The organism is Amycolatopsis sp. NPDC051903 (genome assembly GCF_044452505.1).
GTDB lineage: Bacteria > Actinomycetota > Actinomycetes > Mycobacteriales > Pseudonocardiaceae > Amycolatopsis.
Window position 1 is genome coordinate 157,811 of sequence record NZ_JBITBT010000016.1, and the last position, 25,081, is coordinate 182,891.

At 69.5% G+C, this 25,081-nt stretch carries 25 protein-coding genes and 1 tRNA gene; 17 read left to right on the forward strand and 9 right to left on the reverse strand.

Annotation, left to right across the window (positions count from 1 at the left end):
* From ACIA77_RS29390 to ACIA77_RS29445, 12 genes are all read left to right on the forward strand, one after another.
* Positions 1-255: a hypothetical protein gene (locus tag ACIA77_RS29390; protein WP_395889229.1), complete on the forward strand. Its 255-nt coding sequence runs from the start codon at positions 1-3 to the stop codon at positions 253-255.
* A complete protein-coding gene (locus ACIA77_RS29395) occupies positions 252-494 on the forward strand; it encodes a hypothetical protein (RefSeq protein WP_395889230.1) in 243 nt (80 codons plus the stop codon). Before ACIA77_RS29390 ends, ACIA77_RS29395 begins: the two co-directional genes overlap by 4 nt.
* Complete coding sequence (locus tag ACIA77_RS29400) at positions 487-789, forward strand: hypothetical protein (protein WP_395889231.1); 303 nt, start codon at positions 487-489, stop codon at positions 787-789. Before ACIA77_RS29395 ends, ACIA77_RS29400 begins: the two co-directional genes overlap by 8 nt.
* Positions 789-1,895 (forward strand): hypothetical protein, encoded by a 1,107-nt coding sequence (locus ACIA77_RS29405; RefSeq protein ID WP_395889232.1) that lies wholly within the window; start codon positions 789-791, stop codon positions 1,893-1,895. The genes ACIA77_RS29400 and ACIA77_RS29405 overlap by 1 nt, the downstream gene beginning before the upstream one ends.
* Before the next feature lie 17 nt (positions 1,896-1,912).
* Positions 1,913-4,108: a cell division protein FtsK gene (locus ACIA77_RS29410; RefSeq protein ID WP_395889233.1), complete on the forward strand. Its 2,196-nt coding sequence runs from the start codon at positions 1,913-1,915 to the stop codon at positions 4,106-4,108.
* 282 nt (positions 4,109-4,390) lie between these two features.
* A complete protein-coding gene (locus ACIA77_RS29415; RefSeq protein WP_395889234.1) occupies positions 4,391-4,867 on the forward strand; it encodes an NUDIX domain-containing protein in 477 nt (158 codons plus the stop codon).
* Complete coding sequence (locus ACIA77_RS29420) at positions 4,864-5,028, forward strand: hypothetical protein (RefSeq protein ID WP_395889235.1); 165 nt, start codon at positions 4,864-4,866, stop codon at positions 5,026-5,028. The genes ACIA77_RS29415 and ACIA77_RS29420 overlap by 4 nt, the downstream gene beginning before the upstream one ends.
* Positions 5,025-5,390: a hypothetical protein gene (locus tag ACIA77_RS29425; protein WP_395889236.1), complete on the forward strand. Its 366-nt coding sequence runs from the start codon at positions 5,025-5,027 to the stop codon at positions 5,388-5,390. The genes ACIA77_RS29420 and ACIA77_RS29425 overlap by 4 nt, the downstream gene beginning before the upstream one ends.
* Complete coding sequence (locus ACIA77_RS29430; RefSeq protein WP_395889237.1) at positions 5,387-6,325, forward strand: bifunctional DNA primase/polymerase; 939 nt, start codon at positions 5,387-5,389, stop codon at positions 6,323-6,325. Before ACIA77_RS29425 ends, ACIA77_RS29430 begins: the two co-directional genes overlap by 4 nt.
* Positions 6,326-6,349: 24 nt before the next feature.
* Positions 6,350-7,381: an AAA family ATPase gene (locus tag ACIA77_RS29435; protein ID WP_395889238.1), complete on the forward strand. Its 1,032-nt coding sequence runs from the start codon at positions 6,350-6,352 to the stop codon at positions 7,379-7,381.
* 252 nt (positions 7,382-7,633) lie between these two features.
* Positions 7,634-7,867 (forward strand): helix-turn-helix domain-containing protein, encoded by a 234-nt coding sequence (locus ACIA77_RS29440; RefSeq protein ID WP_395889239.1) that lies wholly within the window; start codon positions 7,634-7,636, stop codon positions 7,865-7,867.
* A complete protein-coding gene (locus tag ACIA77_RS29445; RefSeq protein ID WP_395889240.1) occupies positions 7,851-9,011 on the forward strand; it encodes a tyrosine-type recombinase/integrase in 1,161 nt (386 codons plus the stop codon). Before ACIA77_RS29440 ends, ACIA77_RS29445 begins: the two co-directional genes overlap by 17 nt.
* Positions 9,012-9,081: 70 nt before the next feature.
* Here ACIA77_RS29445 and ACIA77_RS29450 read toward each other — a convergent pair.
* The 9 genes from ACIA77_RS29450 to dnaA form a co-directional block, all read right to left on the reverse strand.
* A tRNA-Ile gene (locus tag ACIA77_RS29450) sits at positions 9,082-9,155 on the reverse strand.
* A gap of 50 nt (positions 9,156-9,205) precedes the next feature.
* Positions 9,206-9,874: a DUF3566 domain-containing protein gene (locus ACIA77_RS29455; RefSeq protein ID WP_395889241.1), complete on the reverse strand. Its 669-nt coding sequence runs from the start codon at positions 9,872-9,874 to the stop codon at positions 9,206-9,208.
* A 35-nt stretch (positions 9,875-9,909) separates the two neighbouring features.
* Positions 9,910-12,492 (reverse strand): DNA gyrase subunit A, encoded by a 2,583-nt coding sequence (gyrA, locus tag ACIA77_RS29460; RefSeq protein ID WP_395889242.1) that lies wholly within the window; start codon positions 12,490-12,492, stop codon positions 9,910-9,912.
* A 47-nt stretch (positions 12,493-12,539) separates the two neighbouring features.
* Positions 12,540-14,507, reverse strand: a complete 1,968-nt coding sequence (gyrB, locus tag ACIA77_RS29465) for a DNA topoisomerase (ATP-hydrolyzing) subunit B (protein ID WP_395889243.1) — start codon at positions 14,505-14,507, stop codon at positions 12,540-12,542.
* Positions 14,508-14,704: 197 nt separating this feature from the next.
* Complete coding sequence (locus tag ACIA77_RS29470) at positions 14,705-15,238, reverse strand: DciA family protein (RefSeq protein ID WP_395889244.1); 534 nt, start codon at positions 15,236-15,238, stop codon at positions 14,705-14,707.
* 208 nt (positions 15,239-15,446) lie between these two features.
* Positions 15,447-16,601, reverse strand: a complete 1,155-nt coding sequence (gene recF / locus ACIA77_RS29475) for a DNA replication/repair protein RecF (protein ID WP_395889245.1) — start codon at positions 16,599-16,601, stop codon at positions 15,447-15,449.
* 11 nt (positions 16,602-16,612) lie between these two features.
* Positions 16,613-17,503 carry a phosphogluconate dehydrogenase (NAD(+)-dependent, decarboxylating) gene (gene gnd / locus ACIA77_RS29480; RefSeq protein WP_395889246.1) on the reverse strand — a complete coding sequence of 297 codons (891 nt, stop codon included), beginning with the start codon at positions 17,501-17,503 and terminating at the stop codon, positions 16,613-16,615.
* Between the two features lie 47 nt (positions 17,504-17,550).
* Positions 17,551-18,684 carry a DNA polymerase III subunit beta gene (gene dnaN / locus ACIA77_RS29485; RefSeq protein ID WP_204092365.1) on the reverse strand — a complete coding sequence of 378 codons (1,134 nt, stop codon included), beginning with the start codon at positions 18,682-18,684 and terminating at the stop codon, positions 17,551-17,553.
* Positions 18,685-19,975: 1,291 nt separating this feature from the next.
* Positions 19,976-21,652 carry a chromosomal replication initiator protein DnaA gene (gene dnaA, locus ACIA77_RS29490; protein WP_395889247.1) on the reverse strand — a complete coding sequence of 559 codons (1,677 nt, stop codon included), beginning with the start codon at positions 21,650-21,652 and terminating at the stop codon, positions 19,976-19,978.
* 598 nt (positions 21,653-22,250) lie between these two features.
* Here dnaA and rpmH point away from each other — a divergent pair.
* Genes rpmH through ACIA77_RS29515 form a run of 5 tightly spaced genes read left to right on the forward strand, consistent with a single transcriptional unit; the run spans position 22,251 to position 24,935 of the window.
* The gene (rpmH, locus tag ACIA77_RS29495) at positions 22,251-22,394 is read left to right on the forward strand and encodes a 50S ribosomal protein L34 (RefSeq protein WP_098512414.1); all 144 of its coding nucleotides are present in this window, start codon (positions 22,251-22,253) and stop codon (positions 22,392-22,394) included.
* A gap of 21 nt (positions 22,395-22,415) precedes the next feature.
* A complete protein-coding gene (gene rnpA, locus ACIA77_RS29500; protein ID WP_395889248.1) occupies positions 22,416-22,847 on the forward strand; it encodes a ribonuclease P protein component in 432 nt (143 codons plus the stop codon).
* A gap of 5 nt (positions 22,848-22,852) precedes the next feature.
* A complete protein-coding gene (gene yidD, locus ACIA77_RS29505; protein ID WP_395889249.1) occupies positions 22,853-23,185 on the forward strand; it encodes a membrane protein insertion efficiency factor YidD in 333 nt (110 codons plus the stop codon).
* 4 nt (positions 23,186-23,189) lie between these two features.
* Positions 23,190-24,350, forward strand: a complete 1,161-nt coding sequence (gene yidC / locus ACIA77_RS29510) for a membrane protein insertase YidC (protein ID WP_395889250.1) — start codon at positions 23,190-23,192, stop codon at positions 24,348-24,350.
* Positions 24,351-24,380: 30 nt separating this feature from the next.
* Positions 24,381-24,935 carry a protein jag gene (locus tag ACIA77_RS29515; protein WP_395889251.1) on the forward strand — a complete coding sequence of 185 codons (555 nt, stop codon included), beginning with the start codon at positions 24,381-24,383 and terminating at the stop codon, positions 24,933-24,935.
* Positions 24,936-25,081: the final 146 nt, after the last annotated feature.

A 25,081-nucleotide genomic window follows, 5' to 3' on the forward strand; every position in this document is an offset into this window, starting at 1 on the left:
ATGAGCACACCGCCGACCGGGCCGGATCACTTCCGGGCCGCGCAGAACCTGCTCGGCTGGATCGCCGACGACGAGACCGGCCGGTTGTCGATCGAGAAGCGCACGGAGCTCGCCGCCCGGGCGCAGGCCCACGCGACGCTTGCGCTGGCCGCGGCGACGGCGCTCGGGGTGCGGATGAACAACGGCGCGTCGGCCGCCGATGGCGCCGGCTGGGCCGAGATCGCCAACGCGCCGAAGCGGGGTGGCCACTCGTGACCACGTTCGACGTGTTGCAGCGCTTCGGGACCCTCGCCCTGATCCGCCACGCGCTCACGGTCCTGCTGTTCCTGGCCCTGCACCTGATCCGGATCCCGCTCGTGCTGCTCGCCCGGATCTTGGAGTGGTTGATGCGCCGGCTGAACGACTACGCCGCCGCGCAGGCCACCCGCCCGCAACGCGGCCCGGTCTACCAGTTCTTCCCGCACGAGAGCCCGAAGGAGGCCCGTTATGCCTAAGCGCCCGACCCGCGCCGACACCACGCAGTGGCTCGTGTGGCACGCCGCGGAACTGGCCGCGATCGCGGTCCCGCTGGTGCTGGGCTGCTTGCTCGCCGGCTGGCTCGTGTTCGCCTCCGCCGCGGTCGCTGCCGCGTGGGGTGTGCACGAGCTGACCACCCGCCGCCGCACCCGCGGCGAACTGACCACCGCGACGGCGCCGCGGCAGATCGCCGGCGCCACCGGCCAGAACACCGACGAAACCGCTCCGGCGCAGGTGGCCGGGGGCCGTGACGAGAACAGGGAGCGTGCGTGATGAGCACCTGGGCTGAAAACCGGCGCGCCGACCGCGCCGCCGACGCGCAGCAGCGCCGCGCCGACGCCGCCGCCAAGCTCGACCGCACCCTGACCGCCGCCGCCGCACAAGCCGAGCAGCGCCGGGCCGACCAGGCAGCCGCTGCGGAGCTCGCGGACAAGCGCAGTGCGGACCGCAGGGCCGCCCGTGCCGCCGCGGTCGCCCGGATCCGCGGGTGGCTCGGGGCGAACCGGGTGAAGCTGCCGATCTACCTGCTCGCGGTGGTGTCCGCGGTGATGGCCATCCCCGCGATGGCCGGCTACGGGCAGGCCACCTACGGCGACTGGACCGGCAACGCGTTGCCGGCGCTGTCGGAGCTGGGCATGTGGGCGTTCGCACTCGCGGTCGAGGTCGCCCAGCGCCACCACCCGGACCGCCCGACCTGGGCGCTCAAGACCGGGGTGTGGGTGTTCGCCGGCGTCGGGTTCGCGCTCAACGTCCTGCACGGCCTGCACCGCGGCTGGGACGCCGCCGTGGTCATGGGGATCGTGTCGGTCGCCGGGGTGGTCGCCCACCAGATCGCGGTGGCTTCACCGCGCCGCTCGCGGGCCGAGCGGGACGACGCGCGGATCGAGCGCCACGCCACGAAGAAGGTCGCCCGGGTGCGGGCCGCGGCGGTGCGGCGCGCGGTCGCCGAGATCGACGAGTTCGGGGACGCCCGACTGGTGTTCGACGCCGGTCACTACACGCTCACCCGCCGCCCGCTGCGACGCCCCACGCTGACCCCGGTCGGCGAGGTACTCGCCGACGAGATCGGCACGTGGCTCGCCACCCAGGACCAGCCGACCGCACCCGTCGATTCGGTCGAGGACAACCCGATCGCCGACGCCCCGGTGCAGACCCTCGATCACCCCTCCGAGCAGCGGAAATCGACCCCGCGCAAGCGCACCCACCCCACGCCGAAGACCCGCACGATCGCGCAACTGCGTGAGGCGCTGGCCGCGGCGATCGCCGACCCGAAGGTCTCGATCGACCCGACCTCAGCGGAGTCGATCCGCAAGGCGATCCGCTGCGCACCCAAGGCCGCGCGCCAGCTGCGCGACGAGTACCAGGCCGACCACCAGTGACCCGAGAGGACACCAGCATGGACACCACCGAAACCCCCACCACGATCCCGGTCGCCGGTGAGCTGGCCACCGTGCACCGCCTGCCCGTGGCGAGCGAGCAGGGCGAGGCGATCGAGCCCGATGAGGTGCTCACCGACGACGAGTTCCGGGCGCGCATGTCGGGCCGGGAAAAGGCGCTCGCGCAGGCTCGCTGGGCCGCGTACCGCCGCGATGTCGTCGTGGCCGCGCAGACCGCGAAGAAGGTCGCCAACCACGAGCGCACCAAGCAGATGGTCGGACACGGGATGACCGTGGTCGCCGGGCTCGACTCGTGGCGTGGCCGGGCGTGGGACGCCTCGACCATGGGCGTCTACCGCCGCCAGATCAAGGCCGCCGAAGCCGTCGGCGACCGCGAACAGGTCAAGGAGTGGCTCGAACGCATGGAAACCGTCAAGGAAGCACGCCACCGCCGGATCATGGAACTGCCGGAGCTGATGAAGCGGCTCATGAAGGTCGGCGCGATCTCCCTGGCCGCCGCGGTCGTCATGGTGCTGCTCATCGGCATCCTCGTGCAGGTCTCAGGGGCCGGCGCGTTCACCGGCGTCATCGGGGGCGTGTTCGACGCCTTGCGCTGGATCTTCACCGCGATCGCCTGGACCTGGACCCCGCTGGTCGCCGCGGCGCCGTGGGTGATCGCCGCCGGGGTGGTCCTCGGGGCCTACCGGGAGGGCAAGCAGCGCGGGAAGGTCCCGGGCTGGCTGGCCACCAACCGCGGCGGCGACGCCGACCTCACGATCGACGAGACCACCATCGCGCAGGCCCTGGCCGCGCTGCGGATCCCGCAGATCACCAACTACCTCAAGGAAGGCCTGCCGATGCAGTACCTCACCCCCGCGCGGCGCGACGGGCGCGGCACCCACGCCGTGGTGCGCCTGCCCGCCGGTGTCACGGCGGAGAAGATCGCCCGCCGCCGCGGCGACCTCGCGACCGGGCTGCACCGACTGTCCAAAGAGGTCTGGCCCACCACCGGCAGCGAAGAGGGCATCCTCGACCTGTGGGTCGCCGACAAGGGCGCCCTCGCCGAAGGCGCCGGCGCCTACCCGCTGCTGGACGACGGGCTCGTGGACGTGTTCAAGGGTGTCCCGTTCGGACGGACCCTGCGCGGCGAACCGATCCTCGCGCCGCTGTTGGAGCGCAACACGATCTGCGGTGGCATGCCCGGTCAGGGCAAGTCGTCCGCCGCCCGGGTCATCATGGCCGGCGCCGCCCTCGACCCCACCGCGGAGCTGCGGATCTGGGTCCCGGACGCGAACTTCGACTTCGAGGTGTTCGAGCCGCGCTGCTCCCGCTACGTGATGGGCGCCGAAGACGAGAAGATCGCCCAGATCCTCGCCGACCTGCGCGAACTGCACGCGGAAGTCCAGCGCCGCGGCGAACTGCTCGTGAAGTACGAAATCCCCGCCGTGACCAGGGAATACGCGTCCAAGCGCGTGGGGCTGCACCCGATCTTCTGCCTGCTGGAAGAGGCGCACGTCGCGATCCAGCACCCGAAGTACGGCAAGGACATCGCGCAGCTGCTGGTGGACATTGTGCGACTCGGGCGTAAGCGTGCGATCCACGTGATCGTGTCCACGCAGGCCCCGACGAAGGACTCCATGCCCAGGGACGTGACGCGTAACTGCTCCAACGGCATCGCGTTCGCGGTGGGCGACCACGTCGCCAACGACGCGCTGCTCGGACAGGGCGCCTACTCCGCTGGGCACCGCGCCACCGAGCTGATTCCCGGCACCGACAAGGGAACCGCGGTGGTCAAGGGCTTCACCGGGGAACGCTCGGACATCGTGCAGGTCTACTTCCTCAACGTCGCCAAGGACAACGACCAGGTCACCCCGCTGATCGAACGGTCGATGGCCGCCTTGAAGGGCGGTCACGTCCCCGGCGCCGACCGCCCGACCAGCATGATCGAGGCCCCGGCGCCCCGTGACCTGCTCGAAGACCTCGACGAGGTGCTCACGGACGTGACCGAACCGATGAACGCGGCCAAGGTCGCGCCGCTGCTCACCGCGCTGGACGGGGTCGAGTACGCCGCGCTCGACGGCACCAAGCTACGCGCTCTGCTCGCCCAGCGAGGGGTCAAGGTGCCCAGCACCGGCAACCGCTACCCCATCGACCCGGTCACGATCCGTGAGGCTCTGGCCGCCCAAGCGACCAGCGACCTCGACGAAGGCGAGTAGCCCTACCGAGTCGGGTTAGGTCCGCGCGCAGGCCGCGAAGTTTGCCCGCAGACCCACAAACCACCGGTCCCGCGGCGGACCTAACCCACCTCACTCGCCTAACTTTCCGCAGCTCGCCACCGACCTGGGAGAACTCACCCGCCGGGTTAGGAATCTAACCCGAAATCCAGCACCTCACTCCCGACCTCACCCGCCACGCGACACCCGCACCGGGTCCTCGCGCCGGCACCCCCATGCCAAAAACCGTCACACATTGTCACCGCACCGAAGGGAACCGAATTGATGGCTGACACTCACGACACCGTCGAGCTGGCCCGCCTCACCGCGGACGTCGTCGCGTTCGCCCACCGCTCCGGAATCTGGCACGTGCTGCTCATCCAACGCCGCTGGAACCCGTTCGAGGGCTACTGGGCACTCCCGGGCGGGCACGTCGACCCCGGCGAAACCTTCCGCGACGCCGCTTTGCGCGAGTTCCACGAAGAGACCGGGCTGGTGGTCGAGCGCTTCGGCGAGGTCGGTGTGTACGACCAGCCTGGCCGCGACCCCCGGGGCCGCTACGTGACCGGCGCGTTCTGGACCGTGCTGCACACCCTCGTGCGCCCCACCGCCGGCGACGACGCACGGCACGCGCAGTGGCTCCCGCTCGCGTGGGTGCTGCGCAACCGCGACCGGATCGCGTTCGACCACCCCCGCATCGTCACCGACGCCGCCCGCCACGTCGACCTGCCCACCAAGACCGGACCGGAGGAAACCCGATGAGCAGCAAGCCTCTCGCGCACCGTGGCAGCACCTCGTGGTGGAACGGCACCTTCACCACCCTGTGCGGCATCACCGTTCCACGCAGCGGCACCAAGTCGCCGTGGTTCCCGAACAAGTGCCCCGTCTGCGAAGCCATCCACCAAACCAAGAAGGGCCGGTGACCACTGTGGACACCACTGACCTGCCGACCGGGTTTTCTCACGTGGCGTGCGTGGAGCCGGCGCCCTGCTACGTCTGCGGTGCCGTGTTCAGCGAGGAGGAAGACGTTCCGGAGCTGTTCACGAGCCTCGACGAGGCAACCACGGCCCTGACCGCGTGCGAGTGGTACGTCACCTCGCAAGGCGTGATCTGCGACTGCTGCAACCGCGCGCGGTTCTGCCGCACGTACGGCCACACGTACGAGCAGTGCTGGCTCTGCTCGCTCCACGGGCTCGAAACCCGCATGTGCGGGCTGTGCGGCACGCACTCGCCCGACACCGCTCGTGTCGACCACACCTCGCGCTACGAAAGGGAAATCGGATGAACACCGAACTTCTGGCCGCTGCGCTCGACGCCGCGGCCCGCGGGTGGCACGTCTTCCCCCTGCGCCCCGACACCAAGCGCCCTGCCGGACATGGCGAGCACGACTGCCCGCACACCGGCCGCTGCGCCGACGGGCACCGCACGTGGGAGCAGCGCGCCACCACCGACCCGGACAAGATCCGCGCCGCCTGGTTGCACGCCCCCTACGGGATCGGGATCGCGACCGGCCCGTCCGGGCTGTGCGTGATCGACCTGGACACCGCCAAGCCCGGTGAGGAGATCCCGCCGCGGTGGGCCGCGGAAAGTGTGACGTGCGGGGAGGACGTGCTCGCGATGCTCGCCACGGAAGCGGGTGAGGAGGTGCCCGGCGACACGCTCACCGTTCGCACGCCGTCGGGTGGTCTGCACCTGTACTACCAGGCGCCTGACGACGTGACGTTGCGCAGCACCGCCGGCGAGCGCGGGAACGGTCTCGGCTGGAAAGTCGACACCCGCGCCTGGGGTGGCTACGTCGTCGCCCCGGGGACGCCGATCGGCACCGGCCGCTACGGGTTCCTCTTCGACGGCGAGGCCGCGCCGCTGCCCGCGTGGCTCGTGCAGAGGCTCACCCCGAAGCCGCTGCCCGCCCCGCCGGCGCTGCCTGTCCGGCCCGCAGGAGACCGCCGCGGCCGGTACCTGACCGCCGCGATCAAGGCCGAAGCCGGGAAGGTCGCCGACGCCAGCACCGGCCGCAACGCCACCCTCTACGGCGCCGCGGTCGCCCTCGGGCAACTCGTCGCCGGCGAGGCCCTCACCGAGGACGAGGTACGTGCCGCCTTGATGACGGCCGCACAGCGCCACATCGGCATCGGGCGCTTCACCCGACGCGAAGCCGAAGCCACGATCACCTCCGGTCTCCGGGCCGGCCGCAACCGGCCCCGCACCGTCGCTGCCTGACCGCCGAACCTGAGGGAGACCACCATGACCACGCCCCGGCCTTTGGCCGCCGTGCCGACACCGCCCGCCCGCCGCACCCGGTGGACGGATGCGGAGCTGATGCGAGAGGAGTTCCCGCCGGTCAAGTGGGCCGTTCCAGGCCTGCTCGCCGAAGGGGTCAACATGCTGGCCGGCGCGCCGAAGCTGGGCAAGTCGTGGATGTCCCTCGGGCTCGCCGCGGCCATCGCGAACGGCGAACCCGCGCTCGGCTCGATCGAGGTCGAGCGCGGCCCGGTGCTCTACTGCGCACTGGAGGACACCGGGCGCCGGTTGCAGCGCCGCCGGAAGCAGCAGATCGCCGCCGGCGGCCGGCCCTCGAACCTGCTGACCCTGGAAACCTCGTGCCCCACCATGAGCGCCGGCGGGGAAGAGGTCCTCGCGGAATGGCTGGAGGAGAACCCCACCGCGCGGCTGGTCATCATCGACACCCTGCAGAAGATGCGCGGCCCGGTCCTGCCCGGCGCGTCCGCCTACGCTTCCGACTACGCCGCCGGCGCCCGGTTCAAGGAGATCGCCGACCACTACGGCGTGCCGTTCCTGCTCATCCACCACGTCCGCAAACAGGACGCCGACGATTGGCAGAACATGGTGTCCGGCACCGCCGGGCTTACCGGTGCCATGGACGCCACCCTGGTCCTTGAGCGCGCCCGGGGCCAGGCAGACGGCGTCCTTCACGTGACCGGCCGCGACGTCGAAGAGACCGACTACGCCATGACCTTCGACAGCCACGCCGGCGCCTGGACCAAACTCGACGGCCCCGCCAGTGACCACCTGGTCGCCGACACCCGCGCAGACATCCTGCGCCTGCTGCGCGAGCACGGCCCGCTCAAGCCCGCCCGGATCGCCGAAGCGCTCGACACCAACCCGAACACCATCCGCAAGACCTGCGCGCGCATGGCCGACGCGGGACAGCTGCACAAGACCCCGGACGGCACCTACAGCGCCCCCGGCACCGGCGACAACGGAGACACCCCCGAGGTGTCACACCTGTCACCCCTGTCCCTCAACGGCACCTGACCAGCACAAACAGGTGTGACAGCAGGTGTGACACCCCCGAGACCTGTCACACCCCGGCCGTCCACGGTGACACCCGTGACCACCCCGCCCCTGTCACACCTGTCGCACCTGTCACTCAACCGTCCCTTACCAGCACAAACACCTGTGACAACCCGAGTGACACCCCACCGTGCCTGTCACTCCCGACGAGAGGAGACCGCCCGTGTTCGTGGCTACCGCACCCGCCCCGCTTCACGACACCAAGGGACTCTCATGGACGCACCGATCCTGCCGCCCGCAGTGCCCGCGCGACACCTCTACACCGTCGACGAGGCGAAGCGCCTGCTCTCAATGAGCCGCTCAGTGATCTACGAACTCATGCGCGCTGGCCGCCTGCTGTCCGTGAAGCAGGGCCGGGCGCGGCTCATCCCGGCAAAAGCCATCCAGCAGTACGTGGACCAGCTCATCCAGGAAGCGGAGGTGACCGGCTATGGCCACGCGGCGTAGTCGCGGCGACGGCGGGCTCTACTGGGACGAAGCCCGGCAACGGTGGACCGCTGAGGCGACGGTCGGCTATCGACCGGACGGAAAGCGCATCGTGCGCAAGGCGCGCGGCCTCACGAAGACCGAAGCGAAGAACAAGCTCCGGGAGATGCTGCGCGAGATCGAGGACGGCGCGCCGGCCGAGGCCCGGAACGTCACCGTAGCCGACGCTGTGACGGAGTGGCTCGAGTACGGCTTGCCACGGCGAAGCCAGGCGACGCGGGACAAACTCTCGACGCTCGCGAACAAGCACGTGATCGGCCGCCTCGGAGCCCGGAAGCTGCGCGACTTGAGCGCCGACGACGTCGACAAGTGGCTTGCCGAACGCGCGAAGGTCCTGTCCACCCGGACGCTGCGCGAGGTGCGCTCAATCCTCTTGCGGGCGATCAATCGGGCACAGGCGCGAGAGAAGGTCAAGCGCAACGTCGTGCTGCTCTGCGAGCTGCCTGAGGGCCGCGCCGGCCGGCCGTCGAAGTCGCTCACCTTCGAGCAGGCGGAGACTGTTCTCGCCGCGGCGGAACACACCCAGCTGAGGGCGTACGTGGTGCTGTCGCTGCTCGTGGGCGCCCGCACTGAGGAGTTGCGGGCGCTCACCTGGTCTCACGTCGTCTTGGAGGCTGTCGGCGAGGCGCTGCCCTACGTCATGGTGTGGCGGTCGGTGCGCGAGCACGGTGACACCAAGACCCGGAAGTCACGGCGCTCGCTCGCGCTCCCACAGCGGTGCGTCGAGGCCTTGCGGATCCAGCGTGCGAAGCAGGACTTTGCTCGGCGCGTCGCCGGCGACCGGTGGCGGGAGACCGACCTCGTCTTCGCCTCCGACGTGGGTACGCAACTCGACGCCGCGAATGTTCGGCGAGCGTTCCGCAAGGTAGTGCAGCGGGCCGGGCTGGACCCGAAGGACTGGACCCCCCGAGAGCTGCGGCACAGCTTCGTCTCGCTGCTCTCGGACCGCGGTATGCCGATCGAACAGATCTCGCGCCTGATGGGCCACAACGGTACGGCGGTCACTGAGCTGGTGTACCGGCACCAGCTCCGCCCGGTGGTCGAACACGGGGCAGAGGCCATGGACGAGATTTTCGGGGGCGGAGAGGAGAACGGAGCGGCTTAGTCACCCAGTTAGTCACCCACGCACAAAAAAGCCCGGTTCGCGACCTCTGCGAACCGGGCTTTGACATGCGTGGGCCCACCAGGACTTGAACCTGGGACCTCTTCGTTATCAGCGAAGCGCTCTAACCGCCTGAGCTATGGGCCCGTCGAACGAGGAGAACTCTACAGGACCCCCGAAGGGGCCCTGCAACCGGGTTACTCCCTTTCCGACAGGGTGACTTCGAGGCCTCCGGCCAGGTCAGCGGACACGTTGTAGATGAACGCGCTCACCGTGGCCAGCGCGGACACCAGCACGATGTTGATCGCGCCGAGGATCGCCGCGATGCCGAACACGCGGCCGGCGCTGATCAGCGGTTCGGTGGACGCGTTGGCGCCCTCGCCGCCGACCAGGGACGAGTACGTGCCGTTCAGCTTGTCCCACACGCCCATGCCGTCGAGCACGGTGTAGAGCACGCCGACGGCGACGAGCCACACGAAGAACATCGCGACGCCCAGGACCAGCGACAGCTTCAGCACCGACCACGGGTCGAAGCGCTTGACCTGCAGGCTGGCGCGGCGCGGGCCGCGGCCGGGGCGGCGCAGGGCGCTCGGCGTGGGACGGGGGCGACTGGCCGGAGGCACTTCCTCCGCCGAGGCGGGCGGCGGGGCGCCCTCGGCTCCGAAGAGCCGGGGCGCCGCCGTGCCGCTCACCACGGGGTAGTCGCTCTCGCTCACGCGCGCGTCCTGCTCATGATCCGAGTAGACCACATCGTCGGTCGCAACCCGGGTCGAGACCGTGGCCTCGGAATCGCCGCCGCCGTCCTTGGCGGTGCGCTGCCAGGGTGGGCTCGACGACGTGCCGTCTGCCTTCTCGGATGGTGTCACGAAGAGTCAGTCCTTACCCGTGCGTGGGGCGCCGCTCACTGTTCGGGCGCCGTGCCGTCTTCTGCTGTGGTCTCCTCGGGCGCGGTGGTCGCTTCGCCCGGGGGCGCTTCGACCGCTTCCGCCGCGTCTTCGGAATCCTCGCCACCATTGGCGACGTCCGACCCCTCGTCCGCGTTGCGTGCGACCGCGAGAAGAGTTGTGCCGTCCGCCAGGTTCATCAGCCGGACGCCCTTGGTCTGGCGGCCGGCCTTCCGCACATCGCGCGCCGGCGTGCGGATCACGCCGCCGCTCGAGGTGATGGCGAACAGCTCGTCGTCCTCGTCGACGATGAGCGCACCCACCAGCCTCCCACGTTTCGTGTCGTGCTGGATGGTCAGCACACCCTTGCCGCCGCGGCCCTGCACCGGGTAGTCCTCGATCGGCGTGCGCTTGGCGTACGCGCCGTCGGTGGCGACCAGCAGGAACTTCTCCGGTTTGACGACGCTGATGCCCAGCAGTTCGTCGCCGTCGTTGAACCGCATGCCGAGCACACCCGACGTCGCGCGGCCCATGGGACGCAGCGCCTCGTCGGTCGCGTGGAAGCGGATCGACTGGCCGCCCGCGGACACGAGCAGCAGGTCGTCCTCCGCCGCTGCCAGCACAGCGCCCATCAGCTCGTCGCCTTCCCGCAGGTTGACGGCGATGAGGCCGCCCGCGCGGTTGGAGTCGAAGTCGGTGAGCTTGGTCTTCTTCACGAGCCCCTTCTGCGTGGCCAGCACCAGGTACGGCGCCACCTCGTAGTTCGGGATCTCGATGACCTGGGCGATCTGCTCGTCGGGCTGGAACGCCATCAGGTTGGCCACGTGCTGGCCGCGCGCGTTGCGGTTGGCCTCGGGCAGGTCGTAGGCCTTCGTGCGGTAGACGCGGCCCTTGTTCGTGAAGAACAGGATCCAGTCGTGCGTGGAGCACACGAAGAAGTGCTGGACGATGTCGTCCTGCTTCAACGTGGCGCCCTGCACGCCCTTGCCGCCACGCTTCTGCGAGCGGTACAGGTCGGTCTTGGTCCGCTTCGCGTAGCCGGTGCGCGTGATGGTGACGACGACGTCTTCCTGCGCGATCAGGTCCTCGACCGACACCTCGCCGTCGAACGGGATGATCTTCGTGCGCCGGTCGTCGCCGTACTTGTCGACGATCTCCATGAGCTCGTCGCGGATGATCGCGCGCTGGCGCTCCGGCTTCTCGAGGATGTCCTTGAGGTCCGCGATCTCCAGCTCGATCTCGGCCAGCGTGTCGATGATGCGCTGGCGCTCGAGGGCGGCCAGCCGGCGCAGCTGCATGTCGAGGATCGCGGTGGCCTGGATCTCGTCGACGTCGAGCAGTTCCATCAGCGCCGGCCGGGCCTCGTCGGCCGAGGGCGAACGGCGGATCAGGGCGATGACCTCGTCGAGCATGTCCAGCGCCTTGACCAGACCACGCAAGATGTGCGCGCGTTCCTCGGCCTTCTGCAGCCGGAACTTGGTGCGCCGGACGATGACCTCGACCTGGTGCTTCACGTAGTGCCGGATCATCTGGTCGAGGCGCAGCGTGCGCGGCACGCCGTCGACCAGTGCCAGCATGTTCACGCCGAAGTTCTGCTGGAGCTGGGTGTGCTTGTAGAGGTTGTTCAGCACCACCTTCGCCACGGCGTCGCGCTTGAGCGTGACCACGATCCGCATGCCGGAGCGGCTGTTGGACTCGTCGGCGATGTCGGCGATCCCCGTGAGCTTGCCGTCGCGCACCAGGTGCGCGATGTTCTCGACGAGGTTGTCCGGGTTCACCTGGTACGGCAGCTCGGACACGACGAGCGTGGTGCGCCCCTTCGCGTCTTCCTCCACCTCGACGACCGCCCGCATGCGCACCGAGCCGCGGCCGGTGCGGTACGCGTCCTCGATCCCGGCGGTGCCCAGGATCATCGCCTTGGTCGGGAAGTCCGGACCCTTGACGCGCGTGAGCAGGGCGGCCAGCAGCTCGTCGTCGGTCGCCTCGTAGTTCTCGAGCGCCCACACGACGCCCTCGGCGACCTCGCGCAGGTTGTGCGGCGGGATGTTGGTCGCCATGCCGACCGCGATGCCGGAACCGCCGTTGACCAGCAGGTTCGGGAACCGCGACGGCAGCACGTCGGGCTCCTGCGTGCGGCCGTCGTAGTTGTCGGAGAAGTCGACGGTGTCCTCTTCGATGTCCGCCAGCATCTGCATCGCCAGCGGCGCGAGGCGCGACTCCGTGTACCGCATGGCGGCGGCGGGGTCGTTGCCCGGCGAACCGAAGTTGCCCTGCCCGTCGATCAGCGGGTAGCGCATCGACCACGGCTGGGCCAGGCGCACCAGCGCGTCGTAGATCGCCGAGTCGCCGTGCGGGTGGTAGTTGCCCATCACGTCGCCGACGACGCGCGAGCACTTGTTGTACCCGCGGTCGGGCCGGAAGCCGGAGTCGAACATCGAGTAGAGCACCCGGCGGTGCACCGGCTTGAGGCCGTCGCGCACGTCCGGCAGCGCCCGCGACACGATCACGCTCATGGCGTAGTCGATGTAGGAACGCTGCATCTCCTGCTGGATGTCGACCGGCTCGATGCGGTCGTGTTCCGGCGGCAAGGTTTCCGTCATGGGTCCTTCTCGGGGGAAAGGTCAGGGCTGGCGGGCGGGGCGGACGGCTACACGTCCAGGAAGCGCACGTCCTTCGCGTTGCGCGTGATGAACGAGCGCCGGGCCTCCACGTCCTCGCCCATGAGGACGGAGAACAGCTCGTCGGCCTGCGCGGCGTCGTCGAGGGTCACCTGGCCGAGCAGCCGGTTGGCCGGGTCCATCGTGGTCTCCCACAGCTCCTCGGCGTTCATCTCGCCGAGACCCTTGTAGCGCTGGATCGCGTCGTCCTTCGGCAGCCGGCGCCCGGCCTCGACACCGGCCTGGATCACGGCGTCGCGCTCCTTGTCGGAGTACGCGTACTCCGGGTCCTGCCGCGGCCACTTGATCTTGTACAGCGGCGGGCGCGACAGGAACACGTGCCCGTGCTCGATCAGCGGCGTCATGAAGCGGAACAGCAGGGTGAGCAGCAGCGTGGTGATGTGCTGGCCGTCGACGTCGGCGTCGGCCATCAGCACGATCTTGTGGTAGCGCAGCTTCGAGATGTCGAAGTCGTCGTGGATGCCGGTGCCCAGAGCCGTGATCAGCGACTGGACCTCGGTGTTCTTGAGGACGCGGTCGATGCGGGCCTTCTCGACGTTGATGATCTTGCCCCGGATGGGCAAGATCGCCTGGTACATCGAGTCGCGGCCTTCCTTGGCCGAGCCGCCGGCCGAGTCGCCCTCCACGATGTAGAGCTCGCACTCACCCGGGTCGTTGGAGCGGCAGTCCTTGAGCTTGCCCGGCAGGCCGCCGATCTCCAGCGCGCCCTTGCGGCGGACCAGGTCCCGCGCCTTGCGCGCGGCCATGCGCGCCTGCGCCGAGGAGATCGACTTGTTGATGATCGTCTTCGCCTCGGTGGGGTTGCGCTCGAACCAGTCGGCCAGCCACTCGTTCGACTGCTGCTGCACGAACGTCTTCGCCTCGCTGTTGCCCAGCTTCGTTTTCGTCTGGCCCTCGAACTGCGGTTCGGACAGCTTGATCGAGACGATGGCGGCGAGGCCCTCGCGCACGTCGTCACCCGTGAGGTTGGCGTCCTTCTCCTTGAGCAGCTTCTTCTCGCGCGCGTACGCGTTGACCACGCGGGTGAGCGCCGCGCGGAAGCCCTCCTCGTGGGTGCCGCCCTCGTGCGTGTTGATCGTGTTGGCGAAGGTGTAGACCGAGGGCGTGAACCCGTTGTTCCACTGCATCGCGACCTCGACCTCGAGGCCGGTCCCCTTCGCGTCGAAGGAGATCACGCTCTCGTGGATCGGGTCCTTGCTGCCGTTGATGTGGCGGACGAAGTCCTCGAGCCCGCCGGGGTAGCAGTAGACCTTCTCCTTGACGCGGGCCTGCTTGCCCTCCGCGTCCTCCTCGGTCTCCTCGTCGGCCACGCGCTCGTCGCGCAGCGACAGGGTGAGTCCCTTGTTGAGGAACGCCATCTCCTGGAGCCGGCGCGAGATCGTCTCGAAGTTGTACGTGGTGGACTCGAAGATGTTCGGATCGGCCCAGAAGGTGATCGTGGTGCCGGTCTCCTCGGCGGGGCCGAGGTCCTCCAGCGGGCCGGGGATCTGGTTCGTGTACTCCTGGCGCCAGCTGCGGCCGCCGTACTTGACCTCGGCGAGCAGCTTCGTCGACAGCGCGTTCACCACGGAGACGCCGACGCCGTGCAGGCCGCCGGACACCGCGTAGGAGTCGCTGTCGAACTTGCCGCCCGCGTGCAGCACGGTGAGCACGACCTCGAGGGTCGGCTTCTGCTCCTTGGGGTGGATGTCCACGGGGATGCCGCGGCCGTCGTCCACGACCCGCACACCACCGTCGGCGAGGAGAGTAACCTCGACCTTGGTGGCGAACCCGGCCATCGCCTCGTCCACGGAGTTGTCCACCACTTCTTGGACCAGGTGGTGGAGACCGCGCTCACCGGTGGAACCGATGTACATGCCGGGGCGCTTGCGGACCGCTTCGAGGCCTTCGAGCACGGTGATGGACGACGCGTTGTACTCGCTCTTGTTCTCGGTCACCGGCGTTGTTTCTCCTCGTCTCGCCCGAGCGGACGCTCGCTACTCCTCCAGTGTACTTGCCCGCGCGCGCTCACATGCGGCAAGGACACCCCTCACTGCGTCACAGAGGCGCGAAAAAGCTCGAAGGCGAGTCATCTCGTGGCTCGCACGCTGTCAAGCGGTTCTCGGGGAACTCACCCGCCCACGCGCAACCCGAGTCAGCCGTACGTGTCACGGGGTCCGCGACCCCGCACGTGGAGCGGACCTTTCCGCCAGCTCGGCGCCGTCGGACCCTGGATCCGCATGCGCTTCACGACGCCGTGGCCGACCCCCGCGGCGATCTTCGCGAGCAGCTTCCCCTGCAGCAGCCGCAGCTGCGTGGCCCACGCCGTCGAGCTCGCCCGGACGGTGAGCTCACCGTCCTTGAGGCTCACCGGCTGGGCGTGTTCGGCTACGTCCTCACCCACGAGCCGGGCCCACTGCCCGAACACGCGCGCGTTCGTCATCGTGTCCTGCCAGCCGCTGTCGGCGACCAGCCGCGAGACGAGCCGGCCCAGCGGCTGCGGGTCCCGGGCGTCGGCACCCGCGCCCGACCACCGGCGCCGGCGCGGGTTCTGGCCCCCGCCGCCCGTGATCCGGCCGCGGCGCAGGTTGGGCGGCGCGCCGCGTTCCTTGGCCTTCGCCTTGGCGGCTTCGAGCGCGGCGTGCGCGAGGTCCCGTCCGGAGGGCTGCCCGTTCGGCCCAGCGGACACGTCACTCTCGGTGCCGACATCGGGCGCACCACCTGGGTGATTGCCTGTAAGAGGGATGTCAAGGCCCTCATCAGGCCGTTTCGTCACCCGCGGCGATAACGCCTTCCCTGGTTTATCCACACTGTCCACAGGTTTGTCCCCAGATCGGTGGGTAACTTCTGTGACCGCGGTCACCCGCAGTGGTCGGGTTGATCTTGGTGAACGGGGTTCAGGCACGCGTGACCTCGCCGTTCGCCACCACGAACCGGGTTCCGGCCAGCTCGGACGGCACGTCCTCGTCCACCGCCGCCGTGATGAGCACCTGTTCGGCGCCCGCGGCGACCTCCGCGAGCCGGGCCCGGCGCTTGCGGTCGAGCTCGGCGAACACATCATCCAGCAGCAAGACCGGTTCGCCCGCTTCGCCGCGCAGGAGCTCGTAACTCCCGAGCCGCAGCGCCAGCGCGAACGACCACGACTCGCCGTGGCTCGCGTAGCCCTTGGCCGGCGTCTCGCCCAGGATCAGCTCCAGCTCGTCCCGGTGCGGCCCGACCAGGCTGATGCCGCGTTCGAGCTCGTTGCGCCGGACGTCGGCCAGCGCCTTGAGCAGCAGCTCGCGCAGCACCTCCGGATCCGCCCGCTCCCCGCCGGCCTCGCCGTACCCCGGCGGCAGCGCCTCGCCGAGCGACGACCGGTACGCGATCTTCGCCGGGCGCGAGTCCGGGGCGACGCCCAGGTACGCCTCCGCCGTGTGCGGGCCGAGGTCCGCGATGAGGTTCAGCCGCGCCGCGAGCAGCTGGGCCCCGGCCACGGACAGGTGGTCGTCCCAGACGTCGAGCGTGGACAGCGCGTACGGATCCTCCCGGCCGGTGCGGCGTTTGCCGGCGGTCTTGAGGAGCGCGTTGCGCTGCTTCAGCACCTTCTCGTAGTCGGCGCGGACGCCGGCGTACCGCGGGGCGCGCAGCACGAGCAGCTCGTCCATGAACCGGCGTCGCTCGCTCGGGTCACCGCGCACGAGCGCCAGGTCCTCCGGGGAGAACAGCACCGTGCGCAGGATCCCGAGCACGTCACGCGGCTTGCCGACCGCGCCCCGGTTCACACGGGCGCGGTTGGCCCGGCCGGCCGTGATCTCGAGCTCAACCGTCAGCTCGCGGTCGTCGTTGACCACCGCGACGCGCACGAGCGCGCGCTCACAGCCGTGCCGGATCAGCGGGGCGTCCGTCGCGACCCGGTGGGAACCCAGGGTCGCGACGTAGCCGATCGCTTCGAGCAGGTTCGTCTTCCCCCGGCCGTTCTGTCCGACGAGCACGGCCGGGCCCGGTTCGAGGGCCAGGTCGGCTTGTGGCCAGGACCGGAAGTCGGTGACCTGGAGATGTCGCAGGTACACGAGCGGGGAGGCTAGCTCCCGGCCTTCTTCACGGCGTGGCCCCCGAACTGGTTGCGCAGCGCGGCGACGGCGCGCATCGCGGCCGAGTCCTTCTGCCGCGAGGAGAACCGCGCGAACAGCGCCGCCGACAGCACGGGCGCCGGCACCGCGTTGTTCACGGCTTCCTCCAGCGTCCAGCGGCCCTCACCGGAGTCCTCGACGTAACCCTCGAGGTCGTCGAGCTCCGGGTCCTCCTCGAGCGCGCGCACCAGCAGGTCGAGCAGCCACGAGCGGACGACGGTGCCGCGCTGCCAGCCCTTGATCACCTCGGGCACGTTCTTCACGACGTGCGCGGCCTCGAGCAGCTCGAAGCCCTCGGCGTAGGCCTGCATGATCCCGTACTCGATGCCGTTGTGGATCATCTTCGCGTAGTGGCCGGCACCGACCTCGCCGGCGTGCGAGAAGCCTTCCTCGCGCGGGCCCTCCGGCCGCAGGGCGTCGAAGATCGGCATCGCGCGGGCGACGTCGGACTCCACGCCGCCGACCATGAGGCCGTAACCGTTGTCCTTGCCCCAGACCCCGCCGGACACACCGCAGTCCAGGTAGCCGATGCCCTTGGCCGCGAGGAGATCGGCGTTCAGCTTGTCGTCGGTGAACTTCGAGTTGCCGCCGTCGATCACCAGGTCGCCCTCGGTCAGCGACTGGCTCAGTTCCACCACGGTCTTCCGCGTCGGGTCACCCGCGGGGACCATGATCCACACGATGCGGGGCGCGTCCAGTTTGGACACGAGGTCGGTGAGCGACCCGGAGTCGCTGACGTCCGGGTTGCGGTCGTACCCCACCACGTCGTGCCCGGCGGCGCGCAGCCGCTCACGCATGTTGAAGCCCATCTTGCCCAGGCCGACGAGACCGAGCTGAACCATGAGATCCCCTTAGTTAGTAACGAAAATCCGCGGTTGTGACGGACCGGTCAGCCCGGGAGGCGGACCGGCATCAGCAGGTAGAGATAACCGGGGACGACGTTGCCCTCGGCGTCGGCGGGCTTGATGAGCGCCGGCCGGTTCGGGGTGGTGAACGTGAGCTCCGCGCGGTCGCTGTGCAGCGCGCCGAGCCCGTCGACGAGGTAGCCGGGGTTGAAGGCGATCGTCACCGGCTCGCCCTCGTACTCGACTTGCAGCTCTTCTTCGGCGCTGCCCTCGTCGTCTCCGCCGGCCGAAAGCCGCAGCGAGCCGTCGGCGAACTCGAGCCGCACCTGCGTGCCGCGCTCGGCCACCAGCGACACGCGCTTGATCGACTCGGCGAGCGCCGACACCTCGATCACGGCGCGCGACGTGTGGCTCGCGGGCAGCAGCTGGCGGTACGGCGGGAACTCGGCGTCGAGCAGCCGCGTGGTGGTGTAGCGGCCGTTGCCGGACAGGCCGAGCAGACCTTCACCGCTGGCGAGGGCGAGCTGCACGGTGGAGCCGGCGCCGCCGAGCGTCTTCGCGGCTTCGGCGAGCGTGCGCGCGGGCACGAGCACCGCGGCGTCGGCCAGGCCCTCGGCGGGCTTCCAGGTGAACTCGCGCATGGCGAGGCGGAAGCGGTCGGTGGCCACGAGCGTGAGGGTGTCGCCCGAGATCTCCAGCCGCATGCCGGTGAGCATCGGGAGCGTGTCGTCCTTGCCGGCGGCGGTCACGACCTGGGTCACGGCCTGGCCGAAGACGTCGCCGGTGAGCTCACCCGCGAACGCGGGCTGGCTCGGCAGCTGCGGGTAGTCCTCGACGGGCATGGTCGGCAGGGAGAAGCGCGCGCTGCCGCACGTGATGGTGGCGCGCGCACCGTCGACCGAGATCTCGACCGGCTGCGCGGGCAGCGCCTTGGTGATGTCGGCGAGGAGACGGCCGGAGACCAGCAGCCGTCCGCCGTCGGCGATCGTCGCGGGGACGCCCACCGTGGCGGAGACCTCGTAGTCGAACCCGGACACCGTGAGCGCATCGGACTCGCCGTCCGCGCCCGCGTCGAGCAGCACACCGCCCAGCACCGGCACGGGCGGCCGGGACGGGAGGCTCCTGGCCACCCAGGCGACGGCGTCGGCGAGCCCGTCGCGCTCGACGCGGATCTTCATGCGCGCATCCTTTCGACAGCCGAGCCCCTCGGCTCGTGAAGGGTCGACGGAAGAGCCGGTACCCGGGTGCTGCCCCGTCCACCAAGTCCCCCGCCGGTCTGGCTCGTGCCGGCACGCCGGAGACGGCGCACGGAACGGACCAGGTGCAGGCATCCACGTTAGGCCGTCGCCGGGGGTCCCGTCACCTCGGCCTCCCCTTGACTTTGTCGACAAGACGACTGGCTCACCGGCTTGTCCCCAACTTCGTCCATCGCCTGTTTTTGTTCTGTTCTCTCTTTCAAAAGATCTAAGGGCAGTAGCAGTAATAGGGGCTGTGGGTTGTGTGGACAGAGCTCGTTCGCGCAGGTCGTCGGGCGCGTGACCGTGTGGAGAGCCCTGGTGGTGGATCAGTGGATGGATCGGCCGACCCGTGGATGAATTCGGGCGGTCCCCGATCCATCCACATCTCGGCCCACTTGTCCCCATGGTTGTCCCCAGCTGTGGGGCGAGTTGTACCCAGCCTCTGTGTGCGTCGGAGAGCGTCCGAATCGCTCTGGCGAGTGACGGGCTCCCGATGTGGATCAAGTGTGGGCAACTTGTGGATTCACCGTGGACAGACCTGGGGAAAACCTGTGGATTCCGTGTGGGCGGGATGTGGACTGATTCGGCGTCGACGCAGGTCGGAGATTCGTTGGCACTGTGGGCAAACTGCACACAGGGTGGGGAAAAGCCCTTGTGTATCAATGGGTTTCGGGTTCGTTGCGTACGCGTGCGTACGTGGGCGACGGCACACGCGCGTTGCGTCGCTGCGTCGCTTGTGTAGGCGTGCTTCGTCCACCTCGGACCCCTTCAGGGGTGGAAAGTGTTGTGTGGTAAAGGAAAGCGGGGTCGCTGGGGGTGATGGTTCGACTGCATCCGGAGACCGTCTGACGGGCTGGGCGGGCTCGGACATCGGCCGTGTTGGCGGGCCAGAGCTGCGGAGTGGCGGACGCGCAGTCTCGCGGCCGTATCGAGCCCGGCGCGATCGGCTGTGGATCGGCGTCGTCGGGTCTGCCCCGCGGGCGTCGCCGGGTGGAAGGTCACGGCTGCGGCGTAGCGAGCGTCGCTCATGCATCGCCGGGCGAACGGTCACAGTTGGGGCGTTGCCGAGGCGCCGCCGTGAGCGGCCCTCTCGTGCGCGTACGCGGCCCTCCGCGATCTCCGGGCCGCCGGTTCCCGGCTCTCGACCGCGCTCAACGAAGCCCGCGCCGCCCGGTCCCCAGACAAAAGAAGGGCGCCGCCCACCGGCGACGCCCTCCTCGTGAAGCACTCGTTACTGCCGAGCCCGCTGCTTGATCCGCGACGTGAGCTCCTGCACCTGGTCGTAGATGCGCCGGCGCTCGGCCATCTCCTTGCGGATCTTCTTGTCCGCGTGCATCACCGTCGTGTGGTCGCGGCCGCCGAAGGTCTGGCCGATCTTCGGCAGCGACATGTCCGTGAGCTCGCGGCACAGGTACATCGCGATCTGCCGCGCGGTCGCCAGCGCCTTCGTCTTGCCGGGCCCGCACAGGTCGTCGAGCGTGACGTCGAAGAACTCGGCCGTGACCCCCATGATCGTCGGCGCGGTGATCTCCGGCGCGTGCGAGTCGGGGATCAGGTCGCGCAGCACGATCTCGGCGAGCCCGACGTCGACAGCCTGCTGGTTCAGCGACGCGAACGCGGTCACCCGGATCAGCGCGCCCTCGAGTTCGCGGATGTTCGCCTCCACGCGCGAGGCGATGAACTCCAGCACCTCACCCGGCACCGCGAGCCGGTCCTGCGCCGCCTTCTTGCGCAGGATGGCGATGCGCGTTTCGAGCTCGGGCGGCTGGATGTCGGTGATCAGACCCCACTCGAACCGGGTCCGCAGCCGGTCCTCCAGCGTTTCGAGGCGCTTGGGCGGGCGGTCGGAGCTGACGACGATCTGCTTGTTCGCGTTGTGGAGGGTGTTGAAGGTGTGGAAGAACTCCTCCTGCGTCCCTTCCTTGCCCTCCAGGAACTGGATGTCGTCGACGAGCAGGATGTCGATGTCGCGGTAGCGCCGCTGGAAGGCGACCTTGCGGTCGTCGCGCAGCGAGTTGATGAAGTCGTTCGTGAACTCTTCGGTCGAGACGTACCGCACGCGCATCCCGGGGAACAGCCGCTGCGCGTAGTGCCCGACCGCGTGCAGCAGGTGCGTCTTGCCGAGCCCGGACTCACCCCAGATGAACAACGGGTTGTACGCGCGGGCGGGCGCTTCGGCCACGGCGACGGCGGCCGCGTGCGCGAACCGGTTCGACGCACCGATCACGAACGTGTCGAACGTGTACTTCTCGTTCAGCTTCGTCTTGGACGTCTGCGGCTGCGCGGGCGCGGTGTACGGCTGGCCGGCGATCGGCTGGCCCGAGAACGTGGGCCAGATCTCGTGGACCGCGGCGAGGGCTTCGCCCTCTTCGTCGACCTCTTCGTCCGTGTCATCGGATTCCTCGAGCACGGGTGCCTGCGGTACCGGCCTCGACTGCTGCGGCGGTTCGGGCCGCGCGACGCGGGCGGCCGGCACCTGGGCGCCGTCGGTCGCGGGCCGAAGCGGCGCCGACGGGAGCACACCGTTCTCGGGCCGGCCGTTCTCCGGGTGCGGGGCGTGGCCGTTTTCGCTGTGTCCGTTCTCCGGTCGGCCGTTTTCCACCCGAGGGGGTGAGGGCACGTACCGGGGTGCAGGCGCGACGGCCTCGGCGCTGTCGACCTTCACGGCCAGGGAGACCGCGCGGCCGAGGCGGCGCGAGAGGGCGTCGGTGATGGCGCCGCGCAGGGCGCGTTCGATCGCTTCCTTCGCGAAATCACTGGGAGCGGCGAGGAGGGCGGTGCCGTCGAGCAGGCCGATGGGCCGGGTGACGCGCATCCAGGCTCGTTGCTGCGGGGAGAGCGTGCCGTCGGACAGCTCCCGCACCACCTGCTCCCAGATGACGCCCAAGTTGTGCTGGTGCTCGGACACCTGTCTTGCTCCCCTCCCCTCGTCGGCGTGAACTGCGGAATCACCCCAAGCACGCCCGTGAAGCTCTCCCCTGGACGTCATCTTGGACCGACCTGCGCGCGGGCACAGCGAATATCCACATAGTTGTCCACAGCTGTGCACTAATGTACGGCCGCCCGCAGCCACGCCACCTGCGGGCTCGGCGTTCGCCTTGGGCGCCTCCACACCCCCGGTGGCGAACCCGCCGCTCACCTCGCGACCGGTGACCCGAGAGAGGCACGCTAACAAGCCTCGCTCGCTGCCACAAGGCACCGTTGTGCGCAAGCATTTCACGGTGTACGGCGCGTTGCCATTCGGTGCCGCGGCGTGGGGGACGCCGAGGTCGCGGGCCCGTCGCCCAGCGTGGCGGAGGGGTCCCTGCACAGGTCCCGACAGAGGGCGCGTACCCTCGTAAGGTCTCCCGCAAGCGACGGGTGCGTTTCGCGTGCCCACGTATGTCGTCGCTCGTCGTGACGAGGCCACACGTTGGTAGGAGACACCAGAGACTGCCGTGCGACCGCACGACATGCCGGAAGACGGCCGAAAACCGTCGCCCGACGGCCGAGACACAGGAGAAGCAGTGAGCAAGGGTAAGCGCACCTTCCAGCCGAACAACCGCCGCCGCGCGCGGACCCACGGTTTCCGTCTGCGCATGCGGACCCGTGCGGGCCGGGCCATCTTGGCGGCCCGCCGTCGCAAGGGCCGCGCCGCGCTGTCCGCCTGATCCGGCTCGTCGAGGCGCGCCGTGCTGCCCGCAGCCGCACGTCTACGGCGGAGTGAGGACTTTCGTGTCGTGCTCCGCCGGGGCTCCCGGGCAGGCAGGCGCCGCCTCGTCGTCCACGCGTTGACCACGGACCCGTCCGCGGCCGCACCCGATGCGGTCAGGGCGGGTTTTGTGGTGAGCAAGGCCGTCGGCAATTCGGTGGTGCGCCACCGCGTCACCCGGCGGTTGCGTCATCTCGTTTCGGACAGGCTCGGAACACTGCCCCCGGGCAGCTCGTTGGTCGTACGGGCATTACCTCCGGCGGCGTCCGCTTCGAGTGCGGAGCTCGGCGCCGATCTCGACGCGGCTTTGCGCCGGCTCGGACTCACCTCGTCCCGCCGCGCCGCCGGGGAGGGTGCTCCCCGGCCTCCGCGTCAGCAGGACGCGGCCCTCGACCACGGATCAGCGGTGTAACGGCAATGTCAGCCACTTCCGAGCACACCCACGGCGCCACCGAAGTCACCGAGGAGCCGGCCCCGCGCCGCCCCGGTCCGGTGGCCTGGGTCCTGCTGCTCCCCATCAAGTTCTACCGCAAGGCGATCTCGCCGTTCTTGCCGCCGGCTTGCCGGTTCTACCCGAGCTGCAGCGCGTACGCAGTCGAAGCCCTGACCCGGCACGGCGCCGGCCGCGGCTCCTACCTCGCGCTGCGCCGGCTGCTGCGCTGCGGCCCGTGGACTCCGCCGGGCCGCGATCCGGTACCCGAGAAGTTCTCGTGGCGCCACCAGATGCCTGAAACACCGATCGAGGAGTAGCTCAGTGCTCGACTTCATCTACTACCCCGTGTCCTTCATCTTGTGGTGTTGGCACAAGGTCTTCGGGTTCGCTTTCGGGGAAGCTTCGGCGATCTCCTGGATCCTCGCGATCATCTTCCTGACGTTCACGATCCGCGGCATCATGTTCAAGCCGTTCGTGAACCAGGTCCGGTCGATGAAGAAGATGCAGGACTTCGCGCCGGAGATGAAGAAGGTCCAGAAGAAGTACGCCAACGACCGGCAGCGCCAGGCGCAGGAGATGCAGAAGCTCCAGCGCGAACACGGCGTGAACCCGCTCGGCAGCTGTCTTCCGATGGTGCTCCAGATCCCGGTCTTCATCGGCCTGAACCACGTGCTGCGGGCGTTCACCATCCCGCCGGCCGGCGGTGGTCCGAAGACCGAGAACTACTTCTTCAACCAGCACGACGTGCAGTCGTACGTCAGCGCGAAGCTCTTCGGTGTCAACCTCGGTGAAGCGGTCTACAACGGCGTCGGGGTGGTCAGCGGCAACATCGCGACCCCCGGGTTCCACTGGAACGTGCTTCCGGTCGCCTTGCCGTTGATGATCGTCGCGTCGATCGCCACGCACCTCACGGCGCGCCACTCGGTGGCCCGGCAGAACGCCGCGTCGGCCACCCCGCAGACCGCGATCATGAACAAGCTGACGATGTACATCTTCCCGCTCGGTGTGCTCGTGTTCGGTGCCCTGTTCCCCCTCGGCCTGCTCTTCTACTGGCTGGCGAACAACGGCTGGACGCTGATGCAGCAGCGGCTCGTGTACACGCGGATCGACAAGGAAGAAGCGGCGCGCAAGGCGGAGGCCGCGGAGAAGCGCGCGTCGCTCGGTCCGAAGCCGGGGCAGAAGCCGACAGCCCCGAAGGTCGGTCAGAAACCCGTGCAGCAGAAGAAGAACAACCCGTCCGGCAACGGCCAGCAGCAGGGCAAGGTGACGAGGGCGGGTTCGGCGCACGGGTTCGCGCAGACGTCTTCCTCCGGCGGCGTGCAGGGCAAGAAGCCGTCCGGCGCCGACGCGTCGGACGCCAAGGCGACCCCGTCGAAGCCGGCCGAGGAGCCGGCCCAGAACGGATCGAAGAAGGAGAACGGAACCGGGGTTCCCGGACTCCTCAAGGACTCGACCAGGAAGTCGGGCCGGAAGCGTCGCTGACGCAGGACCGGTTCGGAGAGGAGACGAATGATGTCGGAGACGGTCGACACGATCGAAGCCGATCAGGAAGAAGCGGAGACGGTCACGACCGCGCCCGCCGAAGAGAAGCAGGGTGGCGACGACGACCTCCTGGTGCGCGAAGGCGACATCGCCGGCGACTACCTCGAGCGCCTGCTCGACCTTCTCGACTACGACGGCGACATCGACCTCGACGTCGAAGCGGGCCGCGCCATCGTCAGCATCGACGGCGGCGAGGACCTCGAGAAGCTCGTCGGCCCGCGCGGCACGGTGCTCGAAGCGCTGCAGGAGCTGACGCGCCTGGCGGTCCAGCAGGAGACCGGCTCGCGCAGCCGCCTGATGCTCGACATCGCCGGCTGGCGCGCCGACCGTCGCGAGGAGCTCCGCGAGCTGGGCCGCTCGACCGCCGAGGCCGTCCTGGCCAACGGCGAGCGCGTCCGCTTGCAGCCGATGAGCCCCTTCGAACGCAAGGTCGTCCACGACGCGGTCGCCACCGTGTCGGGCGTCACGAGCGAAAGCGAGGGCGAAGACCCGAAGCGCCGCGTGGTGATCTTCCCCGAGGGGTGAGCACCCGCGGATCTACGGATCTGGCTACGTTGCACTGAGCTGAAGCGGGGCCCCCGGGAAACAACCGGGGGGGGCGGGGTTTGTTGTGGGGGTTGGGGGGGGGGGTGTTTGGTGGGGGGGTGGGGGGGGGGGGGCGAGGGGTTTGG